Annotated in this window: 18 protein-coding genes; 8 read left to right on the top strand and 10 right to left on the bottom strand. The window is 63.3% G+C overall.

The window, feature by feature from the left end; translation table 11 throughout:
- The first annotated feature begins 90 nt into the window (after positions 1-90).
- The 4 genes from traA to ASD21_RS10690 are packed head-to-tail and all read left to right on the top strand — an operon-like array spanning position 91 to position 4,418.
- Complete coding sequence (gene traA / locus ASD21_RS10705) at positions 91-2,964, top strand: Ti-type conjugative transfer relaxase TraA (RefSeq protein WP_056440450.1); 2,874 nt, start codon at positions 91-93, stop codon at positions 2,962-2,964.
- A 15-nt stretch (positions 2,965-2,979) separates the two neighbouring features.
- Entirely contained in the window at positions 2,980-3,681 is a 702-nt protein-coding gene (locus ASD21_RS10700) for a DUF6118 family protein (RefSeq protein ID WP_056440448.1), read from the top strand.
- A 52-nt stretch (positions 3,682-3,733) separates the two neighbouring features.
- Positions 3,734-4,117 carry a type II toxin-antitoxin system RelE/ParE family toxin gene (locus tag ASD21_RS10695; protein WP_056440447.1) on the top strand — a complete coding sequence of 128 codons (384 nt, stop codon included), beginning with the start codon at positions 3,734-3,736 and terminating at the stop codon, positions 4,115-4,117.
- Positions 4,098-4,418 carry a helix-turn-helix domain-containing protein gene (locus ASD21_RS10690; RefSeq protein ID WP_056440444.1) on the top strand — a complete coding sequence of 107 codons (321 nt, stop codon included), beginning with the start codon at positions 4,098-4,100 and terminating at the stop codon, positions 4,416-4,418. Before ASD21_RS10695 ends, ASD21_RS10690 begins: the two co-directional genes overlap by 20 nt.
- Before the next feature lie 30 nt (positions 4,419-4,448).
- Here ASD21_RS10690 and ASD21_RS23310 read toward each other — a convergent pair whose 3' ends face one another.
- Positions 4,449-4,697: a hypothetical protein gene (locus tag ASD21_RS23310; protein WP_200941420.1), complete on the bottom strand. Its 249-nt coding sequence runs from the start codon at positions 4,695-4,697 to the stop codon at positions 4,449-4,451.
- A gap of 107 nt (positions 4,698-4,804) precedes the next feature.
- Here ASD21_RS23310 and ASD21_RS10685 point away from each other — a divergent pair, with 107 nt between their 5' ends.
- Together ASD21_RS10685 and ASD21_RS10680 are read left to right on the top strand one after the other, a co-directional pair.
- The gene (locus ASD21_RS10685; protein ID WP_056440442.1) at positions 4,805-5,449 is read left to right on the top strand and encodes a hypothetical protein; all 645 of its coding nucleotides are present in this window, start codon (positions 4,805-4,807) and stop codon (positions 5,447-5,449) included.
- Positions 5,433-6,626 (top strand): helix-turn-helix domain-containing protein, encoded by a 1,194-nt coding sequence (locus tag ASD21_RS10680; protein ID WP_056440440.1) that lies wholly within the window; start codon positions 5,433-5,435, stop codon positions 6,624-6,626. The genes ASD21_RS10685 and ASD21_RS10680 overlap by 17 nt, the downstream gene beginning before the upstream one ends.
- Positions 6,627-6,682: 56 nt before the next feature.
- On the opposite strand, the gene ASD21_RS10675 is transcribed toward ASD21_RS10680, so the two are convergent.
- From ASD21_RS10675 to ASD21_RS10665, 4 genes are read right to left on the bottom strand one after another with little or no spacing between them, the layout of a single operon-like run.
- Positions 6,683-7,876, bottom strand: a complete 1,194-nt coding sequence (locus ASD21_RS10675; RefSeq protein ID WP_056440438.1) for a GIY-YIG nuclease family protein — start codon at positions 7,874-7,876, stop codon at positions 6,683-6,685.
- Positions 7,869-9,929, bottom strand: a complete 2,061-nt coding sequence (locus ASD21_RS10670) for a DEAD/DEAH box helicase (RefSeq protein ID WP_056440436.1) — start codon at positions 9,927-9,929, stop codon at positions 7,869-7,871. Before ASD21_RS10670 ends, ASD21_RS10675 begins: the two co-directional genes overlap by 8 nt.
- 31 nt (positions 9,930-9,960) lie before the next feature.
- Positions 9,961-11,043, bottom strand: coding sequence for a hypothetical protein (locus tag ASD21_RS23910; RefSeq protein ID WP_156398346.1), 1,083 nt, complete (start codon positions 11,041-11,043; stop codon positions 9,961-9,963).
- A complete protein-coding gene (locus ASD21_RS10665; RefSeq protein WP_056440435.1) occupies positions 11,040-13,808 on the bottom strand; it encodes a class I SAM-dependent DNA methyltransferase in 2,769 nt (922 codons plus the stop codon). The genes ASD21_RS23910 and ASD21_RS10665 overlap by 4 nt, the downstream gene beginning before the upstream one ends.
- 771 nt (positions 13,809-14,579) lie before the next feature.
- Here ASD21_RS10665 and ASD21_RS10660 point away from each other — a divergent pair.
- Together ASD21_RS10660 and ASD21_RS10655 are read left to right on the top strand one after the other, a co-directional pair.
- On the top strand, positions 14,580-16,178 hold the full coding sequence (locus ASD21_RS10660) for a hypothetical protein (protein ID WP_056440434.1): 1,599 nt from the start codon (positions 14,580-14,582) through the stop codon (positions 16,176-16,178).
- A gap of 82 nt (positions 16,179-16,260) precedes the next feature.
- Positions 16,261-17,952: an alpha-glucosidase gene (locus ASD21_RS10655; RefSeq protein WP_056440432.1), complete on the top strand. Its 1,692-nt coding sequence runs from the start codon at positions 16,261-16,263 to the stop codon at positions 17,950-17,952.
- Between the two features lie 180 nt (positions 17,953-18,132).
- Here ASD21_RS10655 and ASD21_RS10650 read toward each other — a convergent pair whose 3' ends face one another.
- From ASD21_RS10650 to nagE, 5 genes are all read right to left on the bottom strand, one after another.
- A complete protein-coding gene (locus ASD21_RS10650) occupies positions 18,133-18,969 on the bottom strand; it encodes an alpha/beta fold hydrolase (RefSeq protein WP_056440430.1) in 837 nt (278 codons plus the stop codon).
- Positions 18,970-19,336: 367 nt separating this feature from the next.
- On the bottom strand, positions 19,337-20,053 hold the full coding sequence (locus tag ASD21_RS10645) for a DUF6445 family protein (RefSeq protein WP_056440428.1): 717 nt from the start codon (positions 20,051-20,053) through the stop codon (positions 19,337-19,339).
- On the bottom strand, positions 20,050-21,648 hold the full coding sequence (locus tag ASD21_RS10640) for a tryptophan halogenase family protein (protein WP_056440426.1): 1,599 nt from the start codon (positions 21,646-21,648) through the stop codon (positions 20,050-20,052). Before ASD21_RS10640 ends, ASD21_RS10645 begins: the two co-directional genes overlap by 4 nt.
- Positions 21,645-23,219, bottom strand: coding sequence for a tryptophan halogenase family protein (locus ASD21_RS10635; RefSeq protein ID WP_056440424.1), 1,575 nt, complete (start codon positions 23,217-23,219; stop codon positions 21,645-21,647). The genes ASD21_RS10640 and ASD21_RS10635 overlap by 4 nt, the downstream gene beginning before the upstream one ends.
- A gap of 29 nt (positions 23,220-23,248) precedes the next feature.
- Positions 23,249-24,994: an N-acetylglucosamine-specific PTS transporter subunit IIBC gene (gene nagE, locus ASD21_RS10630; RefSeq protein ID WP_056440422.1), complete on the bottom strand. Its 1,746-nt coding sequence runs from the start codon at positions 24,992-24,994 to the stop codon at positions 23,249-23,251.

Genomic DNA, 24,994 nt, shown 5'->3' with positions numbered 1-24,994 from the left:
ACGGTCCGGTCCCTCCCGAGATTTTAATCTTGGAGGGCGCGCTTATACGTCGTGCCGACGTGCGCTCAGGATAGTAAGTGGTCTGTCGCCATGGCGATCTTCCACTTCTCCGTCAAAGTCATCAGCCGCGCCACCGGGGCCAGCGCCGTGGCCTCGGCCGCCTATCGCTCCGCCTCGCGGCTGCACGACGAGCGGTTGGATCGCGATCACGACTTCACCAACAAAAGCGGCGTCGTCCATTCCGAAGTGATGCTGCCGGACGGCGCGCCCGACCATCTGACCGACCGCGCGACACTGTGGAACACCGTCGAGGCCGGCGAGAAGCGCAAGGACGCCCAGCTCTCCCGCGAGGTCGAGTTCGCCATCCCCCGCGAGATGGACCAGGCCCAAGGCATCGAGCTGGCCCGCGACTTCGTCCAGCGCGAGATGGTCGATCGCGGGATGGTCGCCGATCTCAATGTGCATTGGGATATCGGCCCCGATGGCCTGGCCAAGCCCCATGCCCACGTTATGTTGTCGATGCGCGAGGTCGGCGACGACGGGTTCGGCGCCAAGGTCCGCAACTGGAACCGTACCGAACTGGTCGAGCATTGGCGCGAGGCCTGGGCCGATCACGTCAATGAGCGGCTGGCGCAGATCGACATCGACGCGCGGATCGATCACCGCAGCCTGGAACACCAGGGCATCGAGCTTGAGCCGCAGAACAAGATCGGCCCGGCCGCCGGGCGCAGGGCCGACGAGGGCCTGGAGGCCGATCGGCTCGACGAACACCACGAGATCGCACGGGCCAATGGCGAGCGGATCATCGCCGATCCTCGCATTGCCCTAGACGCCATCACCAAGCAGCAAGCCACCTTCACCCGCCGTGACCTGGCGATGTTCATGCACCGTCATTCGGATGGGAAGGAGCAGTTCGACCGGGCCATGGGCGCCGTGCAGGCCTCGCCCGAGCTGGTGGCCTTGGGCCAGGACGGACGCGGCCAGGATCGGTTCACCAGCCGCGAGATGATCGCGGTCGAGGACCGCCTGCACCGCGCCGCCGCCGTGATGGCCGAGCGTCGGGCGCATCGGGTCAGCGAACTGGATCAGCGCCGCGCTTTGGCGCTCGCGGAGCAGCGCGGTCTCGTCCTCTCTGGCGAGCAGAAGGCCGCGTTTGAGCATGTCACCCAGGCCCGCGATCTGGGCGTGGTGGTCGGCTACGCCGGCACCGGCAAGTCGGCGCTTCTTGGCGTGGCGCGGGAGGCCTGGGAAGACGCCGGCTATCGCGTTCAGGGCTTGGCGCTGGCGGGTATCGCCGCCGAGAACCTGGAGGGCGGCTCTGGCATCGCGTCCCGCACAATCGCCAGCCTGGAGCATCAGTGGAGCCAGGGGCGCGAGCTGCTCGACGCCCGCGACGTGCTGGTGATCGACGAGGCCGGGATGATTGGTTCGCGACAGATGGAGCGGCTGTTGTCGGCGGCCGAGAAGGCCGGGGCGAAGGTGGTGTTGGTCGGCGATCCCGAGCAGCTTCAGGCCATCGAGGCCGGAGCGGCGTTCCGGTCGATCGCCGAGCGTCATTCTCACGTCGAGATCACTCAGGTTCGGCGGCAGCATGAGGACTGGCAGCGCGACGCCACGCGGCATCTGGCCACCGGTCGGACGGGCGAGGCGCTGGCATCTTACGAGGCGCGTGGCATGGTCCACGCCGCCGAGACCCGCGACAAGGCGCGGGAGGATTTGGTCGAGCGTTGGGATCGCGACCGCGTGGCCGAGCCCGGCAAGAGCCGGATCATCCTGACCCACACCAATGACGAGGTGCGCGATCTCAACCTGACGGCCCGCGAGCGGCTGCGCCAGGCCGGCGCCTTGGGCGAGGACGTGACGGTCAAGGCCGAGCGCGGCGAGCGCGCATTCGCGGCCGGCGATCGGCTGATGTTCCTGAAGAACGATCGCGGGCTGGGGGTGAAGAACGGCATGCTCGGTGAGATCGAGCAGGTATCGGCCACCCACATAACCGTGCGTCTCGACGCCGGGCGTCCCGACGCAGGGCGCTCGGTCGCCTTCGACCTGAAGGATTACGCCCAGGTCGATCACGGCTACGCGGCCACCATCCATAAGAGCCAGGGCGTCACGGTCGATCGGACCCATGTGCTGGCGACGCCGGGGATGGATCGCCACGGCGCCTATGTCGCCCTGTCGCGGCATCGTGACAGCCTGCAGGTTCACTATGGCCGCGACGAGTTCGAGGATTTCGGCAAGCTGACCCGCGTGCTGTCGCGCGAGCAGGCCAAGGACATGGCCAGCGACTTCGCCGAGCGGCGCGACATTCATGTGCCGGCGTCGATGCGGCCCAAGGAGCCGCCGCAACGCGAGCGCGGGATGTTCGCCGGATTCCGCCCGGCCAGCCCCCCGCATCAACCGACGGCGCCGGCGCGTGATGACGATCAGGTTGTTCAGAGCCGGGTGATCGAGCGCCACGCGCGCGCCGCGGCCGACGTCATGCGTATGAACGACCGCGGCTTGCCGGTGCTCGCTCATCAGCGGCAGGCCCTGGAGCAGGCGCGCGAGGCCGTGGGGAAGATCGGTCGGTACGCCGCCAAGGATCTGGAGCGGGCCTACGTCCGCGATCCAGGCTTGGCCGGGGAGACTGCGTCGGGGCGCACTCAGCGAGCGATCCGCGTCCTTCAGCTTGAGGCCGAGGTCAGGGCAGATCCGCGTCTGCGCGCCGACCGCTTCGTCGAGCGCTGGCAGGGCCTGGAGCGCCAGCGCTCAGCCCTGCATCGCGCGGGCGACATGACCGGGGCCGGCCAGGTCCAGGACCGCATGGGCGCGATGGCCAAGAGCCTGGAGCGCGACCCGCAGGTGGAGTCGCTGCTGCGCGCCCGCAGGCCCGAGCTATGGCTCCCGGCCGAGATGGGGCGCAGCGTCGGCCAGGGACTCTCGGACTACCTCGGCATCGGGCGCGGCCGAGGACTTGGCATCTGAAAGCAGGAGGTTGGGATGGATCAGGATATCGGATCAGAAGCGCCGGTAGATCCGGCGGCGGTGGCGTTCGAGGCGTTGCGGCGGGAAGTGGCCTTGTTGAATGTCGCTCTGGCAGGGCTCGCCGCCGAACGAGCATCGGTCCCAGATTACAGCGAGACGCTGGGCGAGATCGCTCAAGGCGTGAGGGTCGCGGTTGGGCGGATAGGGAAGTTGGCGACGAGTCCGGCGTTGGCGGCTACGCCCGCTGAGATCGCGCAGCAGATTGCGGCGGCCGGTGATGAGGCCCGGCGACAGGACCGCGCGACGTTGCATCAGGCCCAGGAGATGCTTCAACGAGCGGCCGGCGATCTTCGCGGCTGGGTCGATACCGCGCGATTGGCCAGCGTGCAGAACTGGCGGCTTTTGCAGGCGGCGTTGGCCGGTGTGGTCGGCGGCGCGGTTCTCGGCGCGAGCTTTCCAGTCATCGTTGCGCAGGCGGCTCCAGAACAATGGGCTTGGCTCGAGAGGAGGGCGGCCCGCGTGCTTCACCGCGATATGTGGCCGGCTGGTGAGCGACTGCTGGCTGTCGCTGACCCGCAGCGTTGGCAGGAGATACAAACCGCGCGGCGGATCGTCGAGCAAAACCGTGATGTGCTGGCTCGGTGCGTAGCTGCCGCTCAAAAGGCCAAGGGCGCAAAGCGCTGTCTGATCAGCGTGGACTCCCTGAGCGCGTCATGATGCACGTGCTCTCGCCATTGAATTGGATAGCACTAAGTGCTACATATTTCTCATGACCGAGGCCAACGACGTCGCGCGGGTCTTCAAGACGGCTTGGTTCACCAAGGCGGCCAAGAAAGCGCTGATCAAGGACAGCGAGCTTTGCGCGGCGGTTGCGGCGGCCATGGCAGGCCAGGCCGATGATCTGGGTGGCGGGGTGTTCAAGAAGCGCCTCGACAAGAACCGTAGCCGCAGCATCATCCTGGCCAAAGGTCGAAGGTATTGGGTTTACGCCTATCTGTTCGCCAAGAAGGACAGGGCAAATATCGACGACGACGAATTGAAGGCCTTTCGTAAGTTGGCCGATCTCTACGCCGAAAAGACCGACGTGGAGATCGCCAAGGAGCTACGGGCCAAGGCGATTTTGGAGATCTGTCATGACCAAGCGCAAGTTTAAGAGCGACGCCTTCGAGGCGATCCATGACAACGTCGCTGGGATGTACCGGGCCGGCACGATCGACAAGGCCACGATGCGCGACTTCGACGCCACGTGCCTCACCGTGCCGCCGATGATCGAGCCCGCGCAGATCAAACAGCTCCGCGAGAGCAACCATGTCAGCCAGCCGGTCTTTGCCCGCTATCTCAACACCAGTGAGAGCACCGTGGAGAAGTGGGAGGCCGGGGCCAAGAAGCCCAGCGGGGCGGCGCTCAAGCTGCTGGCAATTGTCCAGAAGCACGGCTTGCAGATCCTCGTTTAACGGCGAGGGGTTTCGCTTCAGAACGCATCGCTACTTGTCGCGATTGACGTTGTCTTTCGTCGAGCTGTCGGGGTTGTCGCGAGCATATTCGCGCCCGTTAATCCTCACCGTGTGAGCGCCAGGGTGCTCGCCACGCTTAATTTCGGCCACAACGTTTCTGCGCGGAACGTTGGTCCTCGAACCAATGTCGTAGTGTTCGTTCCGCCCGCCCGGACCATCATTGCGCCCTCGGATCTTTGTCATCAGTTTTCTTCCCAAGCTGAAAGCCAGCTTCGCCATATGTACCTCAATCCGGGGGCGGTGAAAATCCGATACGGTTGACAAAATGAGAGATATTTCGGAAAAGGTTGCTGCGGAGTGGCAGGCGCAGGACTTAAGGACCCCACGTGGATCAGGCTGAAGCATTTCTTTTTGACCAGGTGCCGCCGAGCCGGCGGGCCTTGATACCCACGGCGCTTAAGACGGCTTACGCCGCCGCTGCCGCTCACATAGACGACACCCCGTTCCTCAAAGTGCCGAGCGTTCAGCGTGGGCGGATTGTGCAATGGGCAGTCGATTACGGCCTGGCTGGGCTGATCCAGAGCGGCCAGTGGGATGCGGACTTTCGGTGGCGGTATTTCGAGAAGCCGACCGGCCAATATCTCGAAGTTCTATTGTCGCACTCGGTTGTCACCGTGAGTCAGGTGGCCGAGCCCGAAAAGCAACCACGCGACGTTCGGTTTCGTGCTAACCGGCGGCTGAGGAACCAAGGCTGGCTGAAGGGACTTCCCGATCCATCTGGCAAGGTCGAAACGCTGGGCGTCCCGCACATCCTCCTGGTCCATGGTCATCAGGATCTGAACTTTGCGCATCTAGGCTTGCCGAACGAGGACCATGCGAAGGGTTATTTGTACCGGACGCCGAACTTGATGCAGATGCCGCATGAAGTCGCCGCGCCTTTGTATCCCATCGAGGATACGGACGTCGAAGCGGTGATGACACTGAAGGAAGAGATCGATAAGTGGCGTAGGGACAATGCCAACGACGCCTGACAACATTATCGCGTTCCCCGCCGCCGCCCGCGCTCTCACAGCCGGGCGGCGATTGATTCCGTCGCGCCTTCAGGACGGGCGCCGGGCGGTGCGGCTGACGCAGACCGAACTTGCCGAGCGCATCGGCGTTACTCGGCAATCGGTTTCGGCTTATGAACGAGGGGACAAATCCCCCGAAAGCGATACGTTCGCGAAGATCTGCGAGGCCCTTGGTCAGCCGCCGGCATTCTTCACCGCTGAGGACGCGCCTGACTTTGGCCGCTACAGCGTCCGCTTTTTTCGAAAGGTCGGGCCTGACACTCTTCGCCGAAATGAAGCTTGTGCGGTCCTGACCACTTGGTTCGCTCAGACCGCGCGCTACCTCGACGGCTTCGTCAACTATCCTGCCGTAGATATTCCGCAAGCGGCGCCGGCCGACCCATCCGGTCGCTACTCCGAAGACGAAATTGAAGCGATCGCTGAGGATTGCCGTCGCCAATGGGGCCTTGGCTTGGGTCCTATCTCCAATGTTGCAGCATTGATCGAGAGCAAGGGCGTGGCGCTCTGCCGTTATGAGATCGAGGGCGAGCGCATCGACGCCTTCTCATTTTGGAATGGCGATCGTCCCTTCGTGTTTATGGCCGCTGAGAAGGAGTCCGGCGCGCGTGTGAGGTTCGATCTCGCCCACGAACTGGGTCACCTAATCCTTCATCGTTGGATTGAAGCCGAAGAGATCGCCGACCCCAAAACCCTTAAGATCATTGAGCGCGAGGCAGATCGCTTTGCGGGTGCGTTTTTGCTGCCGCGACGCTCTTTCCCTAGCGAAGTATATTCCATTCGATTGGATGCGTTCTTAGAGCTTAAAAGGCGGTGGCGCGTTTCTGTCCAGGCGATGATCTATAGATCTAGCGATCTGGGCGTCATCGACGAAAACCAGTTTACCAACCTGTATAAGCAACTGTCCTTTCGGAAGTGGCGCACTAAGGAGCCACTTGACGATCCGAGGCAAATTGCGATCGAGCAACCTAAACTAATGCGCCGAGCAATGGAGCTTATCTTGGATGGTGGCAGGGTTCATCCGGACGAGATACTGGCCGACCTTGCGCTGAGCCCGCGCATAATTGAGAGATTTTGCGGCCTGCCGGATGGCTCGTTGGCGCGCGAGGGGGGAGAAGCCCCGGATCTCACTCTTAAATAATGCGCAGCGGCGAGCGGTAAGCCTCCCAGGCGGAGCATGTTACAACGCTTGTGGCATTACGTATTGGCGACATTTCCGATCAATGTTGCGGATGTCGGATCGTAGGTAAATTGAGTAATCGACCCATCCCTTACCTTCGCAACCGCCTCATCAATAGCTGCCAGGGGGACTAGATACCACTCTTTCGGTTGCACGGCTCGACCGAAGCGATCCTCTATTGTGAGGTCGATCCGAGCTGGCGCGAACACCCGATGAAGCAAGTTCTCTAGCTTGCCGCGATTAATATTGAACAGCTTGTAGGTCGCCACTATTTCGACCTCCGCCAGTAGATACGTGGCGTCGTTCACTGCCTGCGAAATCCGAGTTTCGACGGAGCCGCCGGTTACCCCAATCTTGTGGATTAGGTTCCGGTGGGCGGCAACATCTGGATGGTTAGATTTGCTTCGTAGAACATAAATCGTGCCGCTCTCGAGGTCTTCGCCCTCGCTTGACGCGCCGAAGAGCGGGCCGGCCGACGGCACCGTAATTCGCCGGCCAGTCTCGTCCTTGTAGAGCGCCCGTTGCAGCGACCGCCGTAGAAGGTTGCTTTGGGTTCCGTTGGCGAAAATGACACGTAAGCGCGCGTCTGATTCTCCATTGGGCGCCTTGATGGCCTCGCCCATGTCGGCGACGTAAACGACCTGCCCACTGAGAATGAAGAAGTCGCCCTGGGCCACACTCGGATCGCGACCGAACTCACGCGCCTCTCTGACGCCGGCCGCCAACTCAGCCTGCATCTGATCGAACAGTGGCTTGAACTGATCGAAATCCTCGCAGCGTTCGCGTTGGGCGATCTCCTCTGCGGCGCGGACTTCGTCACGTGACTTAACATGCCTCAGAACCGTGATGTCCACCTCGGCGGGCGGAACGACGCCGAGTTCCGCGAGTAAGCTCGCATCATCTTTAAATTCGGCCTGGCCTTCCGCAACGCCGACACCTCCAGAGAGTAGGCCGTGTGTATCCAAGTGGGCAACCAACTGTTGGCAATCGGCCTGGGCACGTATGCGCTCAAGTCGGACGGCACAAAGCCGCTCAAAAATATCCCGGTCCTCAGTAGGCTGCGGAGCGCGGCCGTGTTTATCGACGAATTTCAAGATGTCCTCGAAGCCCGCGATGATCCGTTCCTCGCGCGGCGTTCTGATCGCAACCGCCTTGGTTTCGACGGCGACGCCGAGCTCTTCGAGTAGCTCACGATCACTTAGCTCAGCCATTGGCGGACTGTGCCACGTGGCGAGCGAGGACAGCCACGCCTTCGGCCATACGCTGTTCCCAGGCGTCTTGTGACTTGATATCCGGTAGCCGGCCGCGCTCCTGTTTGAACTTCCGCGCGCGAAGCGCCAGATCCCGCGCCTCTTCCAGCGGGATGCCGGCACGCTTGCCAGCGATGGCCACTTCGACTTGCTTGAGCATCTGTTCGTTCATCGATTTGGCTAGCACCGCATAGGCCGCCTCAAAAGGATTAATCCCATCGATTAGGTCGATGTCTAGCTCGCGCACGCTGAGAGCAAACTTGCGCACACCATCGACGAAAGCGGTGCTCCCCCTCAGCTCGTCATTCCCCACTCCACCTGCCACCGCGTTGGCCTTCTGCGTTAGATTCAGCGCGGCAATAGCGTGTTGACGTACGGCCTCTTGATCCTCGTCGCTCAGTTCGGGGAAGCGGTCCCTCACGATCTTGCCCATACGCAGTTGGGTCAACTCCTGCGGCGCCGTCTCGTCGTCGAAAATACCTCGTTCAACAATGGTCTTGTCCTGCACGAAGGCAGTGATGATCTCGTTTAGATCTTCCTGGCAGATGCGCTTCGCCTCAAGACTTTTTGGCGCAACTAACCCCTTGATTTCCATGTGAATCTGGCCAGTCGCTTCGTTGACTCCGACGTTAGCACCACCTTCGTGATAGCCGTCAGGTCCATAGTCGAAGCCCTCTTTGGGGCCGAGATCTTTAGGGGTGAAGTCAAAGCGCGGAGCCAAGACCTGTTCCATGAGTAGGCTGGCCGCGATGGCTTTCAACGTGTCATTCAACGCATCGACCACCAGCTCCTGACTGGCATCGGGCTCGGCTATCAGGTTTGTGAACCTCGCCACCGCCTTACCCGGCGCGTCACGGGTGGCACGGCCAATAATTTGAATGATCTCAGTTAGGCTGGAGCGATAGCCAACGGTCAGGGCGTGCTCGCACCAAATCCAGTCGAACCCCTCCTTGGCCATACCCAAGGCGATGACGATATCCACATGGTCGCGGTCGGCCCGATGCATTGGGTTCTTCAACGCGCTGATAACCCGATCCCGCCTAGCGCTGTCATCATCCACAAGGTCAGCCACCTTCAGCAGGCGCCCATCCGCCCGGCGGATGAGATGAAAGCCGGTCACGGGGTCCTCGCCCTCCCAATCACCGAGGGCGCTCATGATCTCGTTGGCTTCCTTGATCTTGTCGGCGGTGCTCTCCCGAGAGTTGACGTTCGGAATGTGGACGATTGTCTTTAAGTCGGCATCCAAGACCTTCATGATGCTGTCAAGGTAACTTCCCGAATAGAAGAAGTAACTTATATCCAATGTCTTAAGATGATCGTAGCCGTTGAGTTGCTCGTGGTAGGTATAAGTCACAGTCACGAACCGCGCCTCGTCACCGGGGCTTAGAACTGCCTCGGCGTCACCTCGAAAATACGAGCCAGTCATCGCCACAATGTGCGCCTTGTCGCGGCTGATAAACTGCGCAAGTTGCGCGCCCAGCCGGTTGTCCGGGTTGGCACTGACATGATGGAATTCGTCCACTGCGATTAGGCAGTTATCGAATGCCTCAACGCCCAGTTCATCAACCGCGAAACGGAATGTCGCGTGCGTGCAGACCAAAATAGGGTCCGCGCTCGCGAGAAACTCACCCACTGCTTTGACTTTCGACTTGGCGACGCGCGGTTCATCGATGCCGGGCGCATTACAAAGGTTCCATTGGGGCTGGACCGTCCAGTCCCAATAGAAGCCATAGGTGGCGAGTGGCTCGTCAGCGAAGCTGCCGCCAATCGAGCGTTCGGGCACTACAATGATGGCCTTGTGGACGCCTTGGTTGTGAAGCTTGTCCAGAGCGATGAACATTAGCGCTCGCGACTTGCCCGACGCCGGCGGCGACTTGATAAGCAGATACTGCTCACCCCGCCTGTCATAGGCCCGCTCTTGCATGGCACGCATGCCCAGCTCATTGGCCTTCGTCGAGGCCCCGGTGCGGCCGGCAGTGAAGGCGACCGCAGGGATGGGCTTAGCTGTCGTCACGAGCAGCGCTCTTCAAAGTTCAAATCGACCATCAAAAAACCCCCCAATCACGGCCGCCATTCATTTCGAAGTATCCACCAATAGCTTTGCTTTTGCTTGTCCAGCGTGCCTTGTCGCCGGCGTTTGCTAAGGTGAGATGAATCCTATCCGGCTGCACGCGTTCCAACAATATCACGGCTTGATCATATGTATTTGGCCCCCCGTCACCCGGAATGGGGAGTGTCAACTTATCCATTTTATTATTACTGTAATATAACGTACAATCTTTGTATTCTTGACCTTCGTAGGAAATGGCGAAATGCCCCAGCATTGTATCAACTGGAACGTCAATTGCCGGCGCACCAAAGAATACACGAGTCATTCTCTTCAGCATCAACTGATTTCCAGGCACGTTTTTTCCACGGGTTTTCCCAATGTTACCCGCTGAAATCCACAAACGGCGAGCGGCCCTAATCTTCATCAGATCTGACAGAGAAAGCGCAGTCGCGCTTTTACTAGCGGGCAGAACGTCGTCGTCCGTTAAAGCCGGCGCTTCAAGGTTTTCTCTTTTGTCGTACTGCACCTTATAGCGAGCCAGGAGATTGGCATCCAAGGTGTCAGACGCTTTCCAAAGGCCGTCGAACCATTTGAAATAGCCATCAACTGACGGAGCGACCGGTGCCTTCCCGTTTGCATCCGTGACCAAGAATCCGGCCTCATGACCCCGCACAAGGCCGGAATAGGAGAGATTTCCGGAGCCGGACAATACCCGTTGCTGCCCCACACCCTTGAACATAAATACTTTCGGGTGAAACGGAACGCTAGGCATGCAGCTCGTTCCAAGAGCCTGAATACCACCAAATATGCGAATGCGGTCAGCGTGTAGATCAAGGAGGCGGCTCAAGCATGCAGGGTCGGTCCGCCTATAGTCGAAAGACGTAATCCATCTTATTGGAAATTTGTTCAGGCCACCGTCCAGTTCACGCTCGAACATGTTAAGCAAATTGAGGAGCCCGCTCGATGTAATGTAGGCTACCGCGACATCCGCCTGATCTGCAAATTTTGCAGCAACGCACGCCCTAAGTGTCTCCAAGGTTGAGTGAGCCCCTGGCTGCAAAACATGATCAACATTCATGCGGTTTTCCCCAAGACGACTTTACCGGTACTCTTGTCTGCATACATCTGGAATAGCTTCTCTAGACGCTCAGTATCGTTCTTGAATTTCCTCCCGATGTAGACTCGCTCCACGGTCTCGTCGTTAGCCTCGTGGGCTTTGCGCAAGTCTGATGGCATCTTGTCGGGATCATAGAGTTCGCCCACAGTTGCTGGAAAGTGCGCCTCACGCGCCAGCAGGATATTCTCTGCGGCCAGGGTCAGGGCGGCTCGATTCTGAGCAGTCAAAAATGGAACTGGGAAGGTATTCCAGCCAATTGTATTAGAATACCGGTAGTCCGTTTTGATTTTTCCGCAGACTGCTGCGACCCAAATAAGGTGAAGCTTCGACAATAAGATCGCGATGTTCCACAGCTCTGCGTCGTAGATCGCAAGAGCGCTATCGGCGACGATCACGTCGCTGTCGATCAATCCCACTGGGAGATACTCGCGGCGCTCGGATGAGTGGCGAGGAACGATGATGGCGCTACGTTGTGCGACACCCTGGATCTGCACGAAGCGATAGGGTTTGGCTGCGAAGGACCGGGTGGACTCGGCGTTAGATTCCAAACGCGTACGCTTCACCCCGTCGAAGCGCGCCGCCAATTCCGGTATCGCCGATGCCTCGGCGAAGCCTTTCTCGTCGACCCAAACGCACGCGCGATGCCGGCCAGATATGAAGTCATCCGCGCCTTGAAACCACTTGAGGTACTGGCCTGAGGCCGGATTTGTTCGGATTAGCTCTCGCCGCTCATCGTCATCCATTAGCAGGTAACCCGCGTCGCGGGGCATATTACCAAAGACCATTGGTGAGAGTGAATTGAGCGGCAACCTCGCAGCGTCAATCACAATGTTGGGAGCGGGTATAAGGTAGGCATTGATGTTATCGACTTGGCGCTCAACAAGCTCTCCGTCTGGCTGCATTTCAAACAACTTGCAGACGTCAATGTCGGCGTGAGTCATACCAACCACTACCACCGTGACTACAGCGTTGTGGCTCGCAAGATTTGCCCATTTGAACGAGTTGTATGCAAAGTGAATTCGTGCGCCCGTCTCCAAAATGGCCGGCCATAGCACTGGCACCAGCTGGCCTTGGCATATCGAGTTCGTGCTGACGAGGGCCGTAGCCCCTACGGTGTGTCTGCCGTAATCGGCCGCCTTCATGAACCAGCCCGCGACATAGTCCAGCGACTTCCAGCTTGAGATCCTGTGAGCAAAAATGGACGCGAGATCGGATTTTTGTTCGTCGGATTGCCACTTGCTGCCGAGATATGGTGGGTTTCCGCATATATAGGTTTCGCCGCCTTCATTTTCAAAATCGATTTGAGCTTGATCGAGCGGCGTCTCGAAAAGGTCGCTGGCGAGCAGTTTGACCCGTGTGCCCGTAGGCGGCCAAAGGCTAAGCCAGTCCAACCTTAGGGCATTGCCACAGGTGATCCAGTTCTGGGTATCCAGCGGCAGAAACGCGGCCAAGGCTTCCTGTTGACCGCGATAGACGACGTCGGATTGGTATTCTGCGATGATGAGAGCTAGTCGCGCAATTTCGGCCGGGAAGTCGCGCAGCTCGATGCCCCGGAAATTGGTGAGACGAATCTCCGTGCGTCGGTCGGCCTCGCCGCGACGCCGGTTGATCTCCGCTTCAATGGCCCGCATCTGCTTGTAGGCAATAACCAGGAAATTTCCGGAACCGCAGGCTGGGTCGAACACCCGGATTTTTGCAATTCGTTTGCGCAAGTTGAGTAACGAGCGTGCGTTGTCGCCTGCTTGCTCCAAATGAACGCGCAGATCATCAAGGAATAGTGGGTTGAGTACCTTCAGGATGTTCGGCACGCTGGTGTAGTGCATTCCGAGGGCTCCGCGCTCCTCCTCGTCCGCCACGGCCTGAATCATGGAGCCAAAGATGTCAGGATTGATCTCCTGCCAGTTCAGCGCCGCCGCACGCAGAAGGTAAGATCGCGCGATTTTACTGAATTTTGGGCAGTCGGCCGATCCGGAAAACAAACCGCCGTTGACGTAGGGCATCGCGTCCGCCCAAGGGCGAAAATTGGATGTCGCGCGCTCATCGAGCTTCGTGTTCATTGAGCGGAACAGCTCTGAGATGACTTCGTGGGTGTTGCTCGATTGACCGTCGCTCATACGCTCGACAGTCGCGGAGAACAGGCTGTTACCGAGAAAAATCCCCGTGTCCTCCGCAAACAGGCAGAAAATCAATCGGGCCATAAAGTGATTGAGGTCGTGGCGACGCTCTGCGCCAGCCCAGTCGGGATTGTCCTTTAGGAGCTCAATGTAGAGTTTGTTCAGGCGCCCGGTCGCCTTGATATCGACCGGATTGTCCTTGATTTGCTTGATCGTTGAGATCCCTGCCAGGGGCAGGAAAAACGCGAAATGGTCTGAAAACTTTGGATAGGCACAAGCTAGCGCCTCCCCCGTCATCAGCTCTTCAGCCTCGAACATGACGCCATCAGTTGCCAAGATAAACTTGACCTTGTTGATCGCTGTCTTTGGGCTGGTGCGCAGCGCGGAAAGAGTTTCGCTCACTCGGCCTTCCGCGCACACTGCCATGTGGATGTTGTTGCGTTGGAGGACACCACCCACGACGTCCGAAGCGTTACCCGATCCGGCTCGCAAGCGCTGGACCGTCACTTGTCGGTTTCCGAACGCGGCGAGAAAGGCAAACGGGAACTCAGCGGCGTCGAATGAGACGCTTGCAAGCTCCGATACGGCTTCTTCGATCTCGACGGCGTTCATAAGCGACCATGGTTTAAAACTGGTGCGTCGGTTCTAGCGGAGTCGATCCCGCCCGGCCATCGCCGGTCCTACATGGCTACGCCCCACGACAGTAGCTTCGGGAAAAATTTTTCTAGAAGCGCATTCTCGGCTCTTTGAGTTTGGCTATTATTTTAGTGTTTGCGGATCGATTTGTGGGACGAAATCCGCCGAAAATCGCTCTAACGCTTTGTAAAGTTGGGCAATTGACGACATGATCGCGTCCACCCTCTCCGCCACCCCCTTGTTTGCAGATGTTCGTAGACGGCCGTAGCCGTCTCGAAATCCGCTTGCCTGCAAAGGCCTCGCGGCGGCCTCCAGCCGATGGCGCCGATCAACGCGGTTCGCGGGCGGCGTCGGGGCCGAAGACGCCAGGCCGGACTCGGTCTTCCCGACTGACGAGAGGCACGACGCCTTGCGCGCCCCCGCCGGGGGCGGCCCGCATCGCCGACCATGGGCTGAACCTGGGTTCGACGTGACGCCGGCCTCAGCATTTCACCCTATGCCCCGTCCCAGCTAAAAATCGGACCGTCCACGCTCTTGAAGCCTTCGAAAGGTTCGGGGTGATGGCAAGCGACGTCGCGTCAGAAAATTCCAGTCCGGTTCCGCGATTGGACATGCGCGAACCTCCGGCCGGATCAGAGCGTCGCGCCTTCATGACGCGCGGCGCCAGGACCTTGTCGACCGGAGCCCTGACCGCCAAGGCCTCCCGAGGCGGTCTCGCCGTCTCCGTCAGGCTCGGCTGAGGCGGCGATGGCGCGACCGATCGCCAGTTCGGGGCAGGAGCCCGGGTCGCGCGATCGCCGCGGACGACGTCGCGCGCGCCTCGGGCTTTCCATCGCGGTCGGCGCCCTGACGACGATGGTCGCGACCGCCGCCCATGCGCAGGCGCCCGCGCGGCCGGCCACGCCCGCCGAACTGGAACAGCAGGTCACGGCGGTGCGAGAGCAGCTTCGCGCCATGCAGGAACAGCAAAAGGCGCTGACCGAGACGCTCGACCGGCTGGAGCAACAGTTGGACAGGCAGGCCGCGCCGGCGGCCGCGCAACCCGTCCCGCCGCCTGTCGCGGCCGCGGCGCCCGCGACAGCGCCGCTCCAGGTGGCGGCCTCGGCGCCGCCCGCCGCGACGGAACCGGAAGATTCAGTCACGCGGAAGCTTGTCGACCGCTACCAGGACGGCATCGTCATCTGGGAGAACCCCGACGATGCCAAGGTCCCGTTCCTGCTGAAGTTCAACGTCAACACCCAGGTCCGGTACCTCAACACCACCTCGACCGACGAAACCTTCACCGATCATCTGGGCGTCGTTCGCACCGTCAATCCGCGCAACGACATCACCGTCAACCGCTCGATGTTCATCCTGGGCGGCTACATTTTCGACCGGAGACTGCGCTACAGCTCCACCGTGTGGACGTCCGCCGGGTCGGCCTCGATCGTCGTGGCGGGGAACATCGGCTGGCAATTCAACAAGGCCTTCACGCTCTGGGGCGGCTATACGGGCGTTCCCGGCAGCCGTTCGTTGGTGAACACCTTCCCGTTCTTCCAGTCGACCGACCGCACCATGGCGGACAACTTCTTCCGTCCCGGTTTCACCCAGGGGATATGGGCCAACGGGGACCTCCCGCACGGCCTGCACTACCTGGCGTTCGTCGGCAACGGGCTCAACACGCTGAACATCTCGGCCGCCAAGATCGACACCAATCTGATGGGCTCGGGCAGCGTCTGGTGGGAACCGCTCGGCGACTACGGCCCGCCGGGCAAGTCGCGCAACATGTACGATGACTATTACGCCTCGTCGGATCTGCGCATTCGCCTGGGCACGTCGTACACGCGGTCGAGGGAAGACCGCTTCACCAACCTCGACCAGTCGAGCCCCGAGAACACGTCGATGTACAACTCGGACGGCGTGCTGACCTTCAGCACCGGGGCCTTCGCGCCGGGCGTGACCGTGGACAAGGCCACCTACGAAATGTGGGCGATCGACGGGGGCGTCAAACGGAACGGGTGGTCGCTCAACGGCCAGTACTACTTCCGCTGGGTGGATGACTTCGAGGCCGACGGTCCGATTCCCATCAAGCACATGTTCGATCACGGCTTCGAGCTGTCGGCGGCCACGTTCATCGCTCCCCAGAAGCTGATGGTGTACGGCCGCGGCTCGAGGGTGTTCGGAGAGTTCCGCGACTCCTGGGAGGCGGGCGTGGGCCTGAAGTGGTACTTCGTCCCGACCGAGCGCATGTGGCTGTCCGCGGAGCTGATGCGGACGGTCAACGTGCCCTATAGCGGCACCTTCACCCCCTACACGGCCGGCATGACGGCCTGGGTCCCGATGGTCCAGGCCATCATCGCGTTCTGATAACGGAAGGCGGCCGGCCCCCTCTGACCTCGGCGTCGAAATCGGTTAGCGTCGCCCGGGCCAGGCCTGGGAGAGACCGTTCGTGCGCGATGACCAACCGACACCGACCGCCGACCCAGCCCTCGGGCGCCCCTGGTGGAAGGACGCGGTCGTCTATCAGATCTATCCCCGCTCGTTCCTCGACACCGACGGCGACGGGGTGGGCGACCTGCCGGGGATCACGGCGAAGCTGGACTATCTGAAGGCTCTGGGCGTCGACGTGGTCTGGCTGTCGCCCCACTTCGACAGCCCCAACGCCGACAACGGCTACGATATCCGCGACTACCGCAAGGTGATGGCCCAGTTCGGGACCATGGCCGACTTCGACGCCATGCTGGCCGGCATGAGCGCGCGCGGCATGCGGCTGATCATCGACCTGGTGGTCAACCACAGCAGCGACGAACACGCCTGGTTCGTCGAGAGCCGCAAGGGACGCGATAATCCGTATAGGGATTATTATATCTGGCGTGACGGTCGCGACGCCAGTTTGGGTGGGGGCCCGCCCAACAACTACAGCGCCTTCTTCGGCGGGCCCGCCTGGACCTTCGATCAAAGCACCGGCCAGTACTACCTGCACTATTTCGCCGCCAAGCAGCCCGACCTGAACTGGGAGAACCCCAAGGTCCGCGAGGAAGTCCACGACCTGATGCGGTTCTGGCTCGACAAGGGGGTGTCGGGCTTCCGGATGGACGTGATCCCGTTCATTTCGAAACAGCCGGGCCTGCCGGACCTGACGCCCGCGGAGCGCCGCGCGCCGCAGTTCGTCTACGCCGCCGGCCCCAAGCTGCACGACTATCTGCGCGAGATGCGCCGCGAGGTCCTGGACCGCTACGACACCATGACCGTCGGCGAGGCGTTCGGCCTGCGGCCCGAGGACGCCCGCGACCTGATCGACAGCCGCCGCCGCGAGCTGGACCTGGTGATCAATTTCGACATCGTGCGGATGGACATCGACGGCTGGCGCAAGACCTCCTGGACCCTGCCCCGGCTGAAGGCCCTCTACACCGAACTGGACCAGGCCGCCGGGCCGTTCGGCTGGAACACCCAGTTCCTGTCCAACCACGACAATCCGCGCTCGGTCTCGCATTTCGGCGACGACGATCCGGCCTGGGTCGAGCGCTCGGCCAAGGTGCTCAACACCCTGATCCTGACCCAGCGCGGCACGCCGTTCCTCTATCAGGGCGAGGAGCTGGGCATGACCAACTATCCGTTCCAGACCCTGGACGACTTCGACGACCTGGAGGTCTGGGGCCGTTGGCGCGACGTGAAGCACCGGGTGTCGGAAGCGGAATACCTGGCCAACGCCCGCGCGATGGGCCGCGACAATTCCCGCACGCCGATGCAGTGGACGTCCGGGCCGAACGGCGGCTTCACGAGCGGCAAGCCCTGGCTGCCGGTCAATCCGAACGCGTCGACGATCAATGCCGAAGACCAGGCGGCGCGGCCGGGCTCGGTGCTGGCCCACACGCGCGCGCTGATCGCCTTCCGGCGCGGATCGGCCGACCTGCGCGAGGGCGGCTACCGCGACATCGACCCCGACCACGAACAGGTCTTCGCCTATCGCCGGGGCGAGCGCCTGCTGGTGCTGCTGAACTTCGGCCGCGAGACGGTGCGCTATGCGCTGCCCGACGGCCTGACGGTCGAGGGCGCGGCGTTCGGGGCCGCCGAGGTCGAAGGCCAGGTCGTGACGCTGGCGGGTTGGGCCTCGGTGATCCTGGCGGTTCGAGACGTCTAGCCGCGAAAACAAGGGGCGTATCGACATTCAAGCGCCGTGCACGACCTCGTCCTTCGACAAGCTCAGGACGAGGTCGAACTTAGAGCGCCTCGCTCCGTTGCAAGGCGTCCGCCATTCTCCTCATCCTGAGCCTGTCGAAGGACGAGGAGAACGCACGAAGCTTGAGGTTCGCCCCCCGCCCTAGGCCTTGATCCAGGCCAGCAGGTCCGGGTTCACGACCTCCGGATGGGTCGTGCACATGCCGTGAGGCAGGCCCGGATAGGTCTTCAGCGTGCCCTTCTTCAACAGCTTGATGCCGATCAGGGCCGAGTCGGCGATCGGCACGATCTGATCGTCCTCGCCGTGCATCAGCAGCACCGGCACGTCGACCGACTTGAGATCTTCGGTGAAGTCGGTCTCCGAGAAGGCCTTGATGCAGTCGTAGTGGGCCTTGGTCCCGCCCATCATGCCCTGGCGCCACCAGTTCTCGACCGTGGCCGGCGACACCTTCGCGCCCGGACGGTTGAAGCCGTAGAACGGGCCGGCCGCGACGTCGTGGAAGAACTGGGCGCGATTGGCGACCTGGGCGGCGCGGAACCCGTCGAACACCTCGATCGGCAGGCCGCCCGGGTTCTTGGCGGACTTGACCATGATCGGCGGCACCGCGCCGATCAGCACGGCCTTGGCCACGCGGCCCGGCTTGGCGCGGGCCACATAGTGGATGACCTCGCCGCCGCCGGTGGAGTGGCCGACATGGACGGCGTTCTTCAGGTCCAGGTGGTCGGCCAGGGCGATGACGTCGGCCGCGTAGGTGTCCATCTCGTTGCCGGTGTCGGTCTGGGTCGACCGGCCGTGGCCGCGACGGTCGTGGGCGATGACCCGGAAGCCCTCGGCCAGGAAGAACATCATCTGGTTGTCCCAGTCGTCGGCGCTCAGCGGCCAGCCGTGGTGGAACACGATCGGCTGGGCGGTCTTGGGACCCCAGTCCTTGTAGAAGATCTGCGTGCCGTCCTTGGTGGTGACGAAGCCGCTGCTCATGATGCTGTCTCCTGGAAGTTTGGGCGAGGCCTTGGGAGTCGCCGCCGACGATGTGGACGCGGAGAGGGACGGAAGCGCGCTCATCAGAGCCAGGCTCAGGCCGCTGGTGACCACGTGGCGCCGCGACGCCCCGTCTCGTTCACCCGGACCCTGTTCGCCGAAGCCCTGCTCGCGCGGACCCTGTTCACCGGAGGATGTGGCCATGCGTTCGCCTCGCTGTCGATCCGGCGCGTGTCGCCAAAATCCGTTGGAAGCTAGGCGTTTTCGCCAGCCCGGGCTTGGACATGCTTGCGGTGACTTGAAGGTTCCGCACGCCGGAGCGCCGCACGCCGCAGGTTCATGCAGACGCGCGCGATTAGGCTGGCGGTCAGGCGATCTCGAAGCGGAAGAAGGTGTTGGCCGTCAGCCGTCCGCGACGCGGGTCGAGGCTGACGGGGCGGTCGGGCAGCACACCGGCGTGCAGCAGGTTGCTGGCGTAGACGATGATGCGATTGAAGGCCGCCGCGACCACGCCGGTCTGTTCGTAGAGGGCGTTGGACGCGACGATGTAGCCGCCGCCGTCGGTGGCCGGCGCGGCCTGCATCTCCTGGCGCAGGGCGGCGAAATAGGCCTCGCCACGTTCGGGGCCGACCGCCTCGAAGCCGGTGGCGCGATGGCGATAGAAGGCTGTGCCGCCGTGATCGGGGCCGCACAGATAGTGCAGGATCGCCAGTTGACTGGGCGCGGTGGTGTCGATGTGCGGCAGGCGCTGGGCCAGGCCGGCCTGGTCGGCCGGCAGGGTGGCCATCGACAGGGCGCAGGTGAGGTGGGCCTTGCCGCCGGCGGGCGCGCCGAACGTCTCCGACAGATAGGGTCGCAGGGCCGTGATCAGCGCCGGCGCATAGCCCGGCGGCGCGGGGGCGCGAACGCCGGGATAGAAGTTGGCGGCGGCCCTGACCGGGGCCAGGACGGCCGTGTCGGCGGCGTAGTCGACCAGGCTTTCCGCGCCGGTCAGCAAGCCGTCGAGGATCAGCACCGGATGGGCCTCACGGCCGATACGCAGCAGCTCGACGCGCGGGTCGGGGCCGGGCGAGAAGGCGCTCACCGCCGGGGCGCCTCGCCGGCCTCGGCCGCGGCCAGGTCGGGAGCCTTGGTCGAGAAGCCCTTCGTATAGACGTCGGTCAGCAGGGCGCGATGGTCGGGCAGGCTGGCGGCGGCGCGCAGCCCCGCCTCGCGCACCCGGCCGAAGTCGGCCCGCGCCAGGTCGCCGTGGACGTGGGCGGCCGGATCGACCGTCGTTTCGAAGCCCATACCGTACAGAATGTACTGGTAATTGAAGTACTTGAAGCTCTCGTGCAGGTTCGGGAAGTCGAACACGTTGGGCGGCCGGTGCTTCCACATCGCCAGGTGGTCCTGGAGACTTTCGGGGATCGAGGCCGGGTCGGCGTTGTCGGTCCAGAAGCCGTTGTCGGTGCGTTGGCTGAGGCAGTAGTGCAGCTTGATGAAGTCGATGGCCCGCAGGTAACGGTCGGTCATCGCCGTGTTGAATTGGCGGGCCGCAGCCTCCATGCCGCCCCGGCGCGGCAGGTTGCGGGCCAGCATGTAGGCGGCGGCCTCGATCAGCACGATGCCGGTGGACTCCAGCGGCTCCAGGAAGCCGCCGGACAGGCCCACGGCCACGCAGTTCTTGATCCAGTGCCGGTCGCGGTGGCCGACCTTCAGCTTCAGCAGGCGCGGGTTCAGCCCCTCGCCCGCCTTGCCGACATAGCCGCGGAGGATCTGCTCGGCGCGATCGTCCGTGGTGTGACGACTGGAATAGACATAGCCCGTGCCCCGCCGTTCGGGCAGGCCGATGTCCCAGGTCCAGCCGGCCTCGTGGGCGGTCGAGATGGTGGTGGCGGCCACGGGGGCGTCGGGGCGGTCGTAGGGGACCTGCAGGGCCAGGGCGCGGTCGACGAACAGGGTGTCGCCCTTGTCGATCCAGGCCGAACCCATGGCCTCGCCGATCAGAGCCCCGGCGAAACCGGTGCAGTCGATATAGAGGTCGGCGACCAGGTCGCCGTGCTCGCGGGTCGTCACCGAGGCGATCGATCCGTCGTCTGTCTTGTTGACGCTCAGCACGTTGCCCAGCACGTGCTTGACGCCGGTGGCCTTGCCGACGTCGCGCAGCAGGCCCGCCAGCTTGCCGGCGTCGAAATGGTAGGCGTAGGTCATCGGCCCGCCGTACTGCGGATCGTCCAGCCGCTTGGGCCCGCGCATCGCGTCGCAGACCTTGTCCTGTAGGGTGACGGCGTCGGAGAACGGGATGTTCCCCGCCTCGCCCATCAGCCAGTAGGGCGCCAGGTCCAGGCCGCCGTTCAGCAGCCGGGGTTGGGCGAACGGGTGGTAGTAGTGGCTGTGGACCCCGTCCTGGGGCGCGGTCTTCCAGTCGACGAACTTGATGCCCTGCTTGAAGGCCGCCCCGGCCTCGCGCATGAACCGCGCCTCGTCGACGCCGATCGTCCGCATGGTGTTCTGGATGGTCGGGAAGGTGCCCTCGCCCACCCCGATGATGCCGATCTCGCTGGACTCGATCAGGGTGATGCGCACGCCGTCCGGCCGCATCGCGCCCAGGCGGCGAGCCAGGTAGGCGGCGGTCATCCAGCCGGCCGTGCCGCCGCCGACGATCAGGATGTGGTCGATCGACGGCGCGTCGCTCATCGCGCCGCCGCTCCCAGAGGGGTGGGACGCCGGAAACCGCTGCGGTAGATCTCGTCCAGCAGGGTCCGATGGTCGGGCATGGCCGCCGCCGCCCGTCCCGCCGCGTTCTTCAGCCGCGCGAACTCGCGCCGCGCCGCCTCCAGGTGCGGATAGGCGGAAAGATTGGCCGAGAGGTCGGTCTTGAAGCCCATGCCGTAGAGAACATACTGGTAGTTGAAGACCTCGAAACTGTCATGGACGGTGCCGAAGTCGAAAGGGTCGGGGGCGCGGGTCTTCCACATCTCCAGCAGGGCCCGCAGAGAGTCCGGGATGCTTTCGGGCCGCGCATTGTCGATCCAGAAGTCGTTGTCGGTGCGCTGGGTCAGGCAGTAGTGCAGCTTGATGAAGTCCAGTACGCCCTTGTAGCGCAGGCCCATCGCCTCGTTGAACTGGGCGGCGGTCGGCTCCAGTTCGCCCGAACGCGGGAACAACCGGCCCAGCATCCAGGCGGCCGCCTCGATCAGCATGATGCCCGTCGCCTCCAGCGGCTCCAGGAAGCCGCCGGACAGGCCGATGGCGACGCAGTTCTTGACCCACAGCTTCTGGCGATGGCCGATCGGCAGCTTCAGCTGGCGGGCGTTCAGCCCCTCGGCGGCCGGGCCGACATAGGCGCGCAGGACTTCCTCGGCGCGGTCGTCGCTGGTGTGGTTGTTGGAATAGACATAGCCGACGCCCCGCCGCTCAGGCAGGCCGATGTCCCAGGTCCAGCCGGCTTCGCGAGCGGTCGAGATGGTGGTGGTGGCCACGGGCGCGTCGGCCCGGTCGTAGGGGACCTGGATGGCCACCGCGCGGTTGACGAACAGCGTGTCGCTATCGTCGACGAACGCCACGCCCATCGCCTCGCCGATCAGCTTGGCCGAAAAGCCGCTGCAGTCGACATAGAGACCGGCGGTCAGCTCGCCGTGCTCGCGGGTGACGATCGCGGCGATCGCGCCGGTCTCATCCAGTCGCGCGCCCTCGACATTGCCGATCAGGTGGCGCACGCCCAGTTCCTTGCCGACGTCGCGCATCAGCGTCGCCAGCTTGCCGGCGTCGAAGTGGTAGGCGTAGCCGAGCGGGCTGGAATATTGCGGGTCGTCGATCAGCTTGGGGCCCTTGCCCGCCTCGCAGACCGTGTCCTGCAGGGTCACGGCCTCGGAGAACGGCGCATCGCCCGCGCAGCCCAGCATCCAGTAGGGGGCCAGGTCGAGGCCGCCCAACGTGTGGGGTCGGCTGAACGAGTGATAATAGTGACTGTGCGCACCGCCGACCGGCGCCGTGGTCCAGTCGACGAACTTGATGCCCTGCTTGAAGGTCGCGCCAGCCCCGCGCATGAATCGGGCCTCGTCGATCCCGATTTCGCGCATCGTCGTCTGGATGGTGGGGATGGTGCCCTCGCCCACCCCGATGATGCCGATCTCGCTGGACTCGATCAGGGTGATCTTCACCCCGTCGGGACGGTTGGCGCCCAGCTTGCGGGCCAGGTAGGCGGCGGTGATCCAGCCGGCCGTACCGCCGCCGACGATCAGGACTTCATTGATCGGCTTTGTCACGCCTTCCCCCCAAAGTGGCGCCGCTTCCATCAACCCGGCAGCAGGCAGCGCACAGCGTCGCAGATTCGCTCGGCGTCGGGACCCAGCACCACGTGCACGGACCGCTCACCGACCCGAACCACGCCGCGCGAGTCCAGCGCCGCCAGCGCCGCCTCGTCGACGATGGCGTTGTCGCGGACCACCAGACGCAGGCGGCTGGAGCAGGCCCCCACCGCCTCGACATTGGTCGAGCCGCCCAGGGCGAGAACCAGGGCCTCGGCCCTGCTGTCGTCGACGGCGGTCGGCAAGGCGGCGGCCTTGACCGCGACGGCGACCGGCTTGGCTGCTGGAGCCGGCGCACCCATGGCCGCGCGGATTTCGCCGGCCACGCCGTCCGCGATCGGGCCCAGCACCACCTGCAGGGCCTTGTCCGACGGCTTGACCACCCCGCGCGCGCCCAGGGCCTTCAGGGCCGGCTCGCTGACCGCGCCCTGGTCGACGACGATCAGGCGCAGGCGGGTGGTGCAGGCGTCGACCGACACCAGGTTGGCCGCCCCGCCGAGCGCCAGAACGAAGTCGGCCCCGCGGCCGCCGCCGGTCGTGGCGGCCTCGGCGGTGATCGCGTCGTCCGTCTCGCGGCCCGGCGTCTTCAGGTCGAACTTGACGATGAAGAACCGGAACAGGCCGTAATAGACGCCGGCGTACAGCGCCCCCAGCGGCAGCAGCCACAGCGGGTGGGTCGCCTTGCCGAAGTTCAGGACGTAGTCGAACAGGCCGGCCGAGAAGGTGAAGCCCAGCTTGATGTCCAGGGCGTTCATCGCCGCCATGGCCACGCCGGTCAGCACCGCGTGCACCGCGTAGAGCAGCGGGGCCAGGAACATGAAGCTGAACTCGATCGGCTCGGTCACGCCGGTCAGGAAGGAGGTCAGGGCCAGCGAGGTCAGCATGCCGCCGACCGCCTTTTTCTTCTCCGGACGGGCCGTGTGGTACATGGCCAGGCAGGCGGCGGGCAGGCCGAACATCATCACCGGGAAGAAGCCGCTCATGAAGCCGCCGGCGCTGGGGTCGTCGGCGAAGAACCGCCGCAGGTCGCCGGTGGCGCCGTGATAGTCGCCGATCACGAACCAGGCGATGTTGTTGAGGATGTGGTGCAGGCCGGTGACGATCAGGATCCGGTTCAGGAAGCCGTAGACTAGCAGCCCCAGCTCGCCCGAGCCGACGATGGCCCGGCTGGCCCCGTCGACCGCGCCGTTGATCCCGTCATAGCCCAGGCCGATCAGCACGGCGATCAGCAGACCGGCCACGCCGCTGATGATCGGCACGAAGCGCCGGCCGCTGAAGAAGGCCAGGTATTCGGGCAGCTTGAAGGTCGAGAAGCGGTTGTAGAACACTCCCCCTACAAGACCAGAAGCGATGCCGATCGGCACGCTGAGCTTGGCCAGGGCCTTGGCCTTGTAGGCGGCCGACGCGAGATCCGCATGGGCCTTGATCAGGCCGGCCGTGACGTCCGGCGGCACGTGCAACAGGGCCTTGGCGCCCTCGGTGGCGATCAGGAAACAGACCACGCCCGCCAGACCCGCCGCGCCGTTGTTCTCCTTGGCGAAGCCCACCGCCACGCCGATGGCGAACAGCAGGCCCAGGTTGGAGAAGATCGCGTCGCCGGCCGCGGCCATGAAGGCGATGTTCAGCAGGTCCGGCTGGCCCAGCCGCAGCAGCAGTCCCGCCACCGGCAGGACGGCGATCGGCAGCATCAGGGCGCGGCCCAGGGGCTGGAGGAATTCGAGCGGGGACTTCAT

The organism is Caulobacter sp. Root1455 (assembly GCF_001426905.1).
In the GTDB taxonomy this organism is placed as follows: Bacteria; Pseudomonadota; Alphaproteobacteria; order Caulobacterales; family Caulobacteraceae; genus Caulobacter.
The sequence above is the reverse complement of the archived record's forward strand: the minus strand, read 5'-3'. Positions and strand labels throughout refer to the sequence as shown.

What these genes read in the sequence shown, in the direction of transcription:
- ASD21_RS10680 (WP_056440440.1), top strand. Translation starts at nt 5,433, where the DNA reads ATGCCAACGACGCCTGACAACATTATCGCGTTCCCCGCCGCCGCCCGC.
- ASD21_RS10650 (WP_056440430.1), bottom strand. Translation starts at nt 18,969, where the DNA reads ATGAGCAGCGGCTTCGTCACCACCAAGGACGGCACGCAGATCTTCTAC.
- ASD21_RS10690 (WP_056440444.1), top strand. Translation starts at nt 4,098, where the DNA reads ATGACCAAGCGCAAGTTTAAGAGCGACGCCTTCGAGGCGATCCATGAC.
- ASD21_RS10695 (WP_056440447.1), top strand. Translation starts at nt 3,734, where the DNA reads ATGACCGAGGCCAACGACGTCGCGCGGGTCTTCAAGACGGCTTGGTTC.
- traA (WP_056440450.1), top strand. Translation starts at nt 91, where the DNA reads ATGGCGATCTTCCACTTCTCCGTCAAAGTCATCAGCCGCGCCACCGGG.
- ASD21_RS10660 (WP_056440434.1), top strand. Translation starts at nt 14,580, where the DNA reads ATGGCGCGACCGATCGCCAGTTCGGGGCAGGAGCCCGGGTCGCGCGAT.
- ASD21_RS23310 (WP_200941420.1), bottom strand. Translation starts at nt 4,697, where the DNA reads ATGGCGAAGCTGGCTTTCAGCTTGGGAAGAAAACTGATGACAAAGATC.
- ASD21_RS10700 (WP_056440448.1), top strand. Translation starts at nt 2,980, where the DNA reads ATGGATCAGGATATCGGATCAGAAGCGCCGGTAGATCCGGCGGCGGTG.
- ASD21_RS10640 (WP_056440426.1), bottom strand. Translation starts at nt 21,648, where the DNA reads ATGAGCGACGCGCCGTCGATCGACCACATCCTGATCGTCGGCGGCGGC.
- ASD21_RS10675 (WP_056440438.1), bottom strand. Translation starts at nt 7,876, where the DNA reads ATGGCTGAGCTAAGTGATCGTGAGCTACTCGAAGAGCTCGGCGTCGCC.
- nagE (WP_056440422.1), bottom strand. Translation starts at nt 24,994, where the DNA reads ATGAAGTCCCCGCTCGAATTCCTCCAGCCCCTGGGCCGCGCCCTGATG.
- ASD21_RS23910 (WP_156398346.1), bottom strand. Translation starts at nt 11,043, where the DNA reads ATGAATGTTGATCATGTTTTGCAGCCAGGGGCTCACTCAACCTTGGAG.
- ASD21_RS10665 (WP_056440435.1), bottom strand. Translation starts at nt 13,808, where the DNA reads ATGAACGCCGTCGAGATCGAAGAAGCCGTATCGGAGCTTGCAAGCGTC.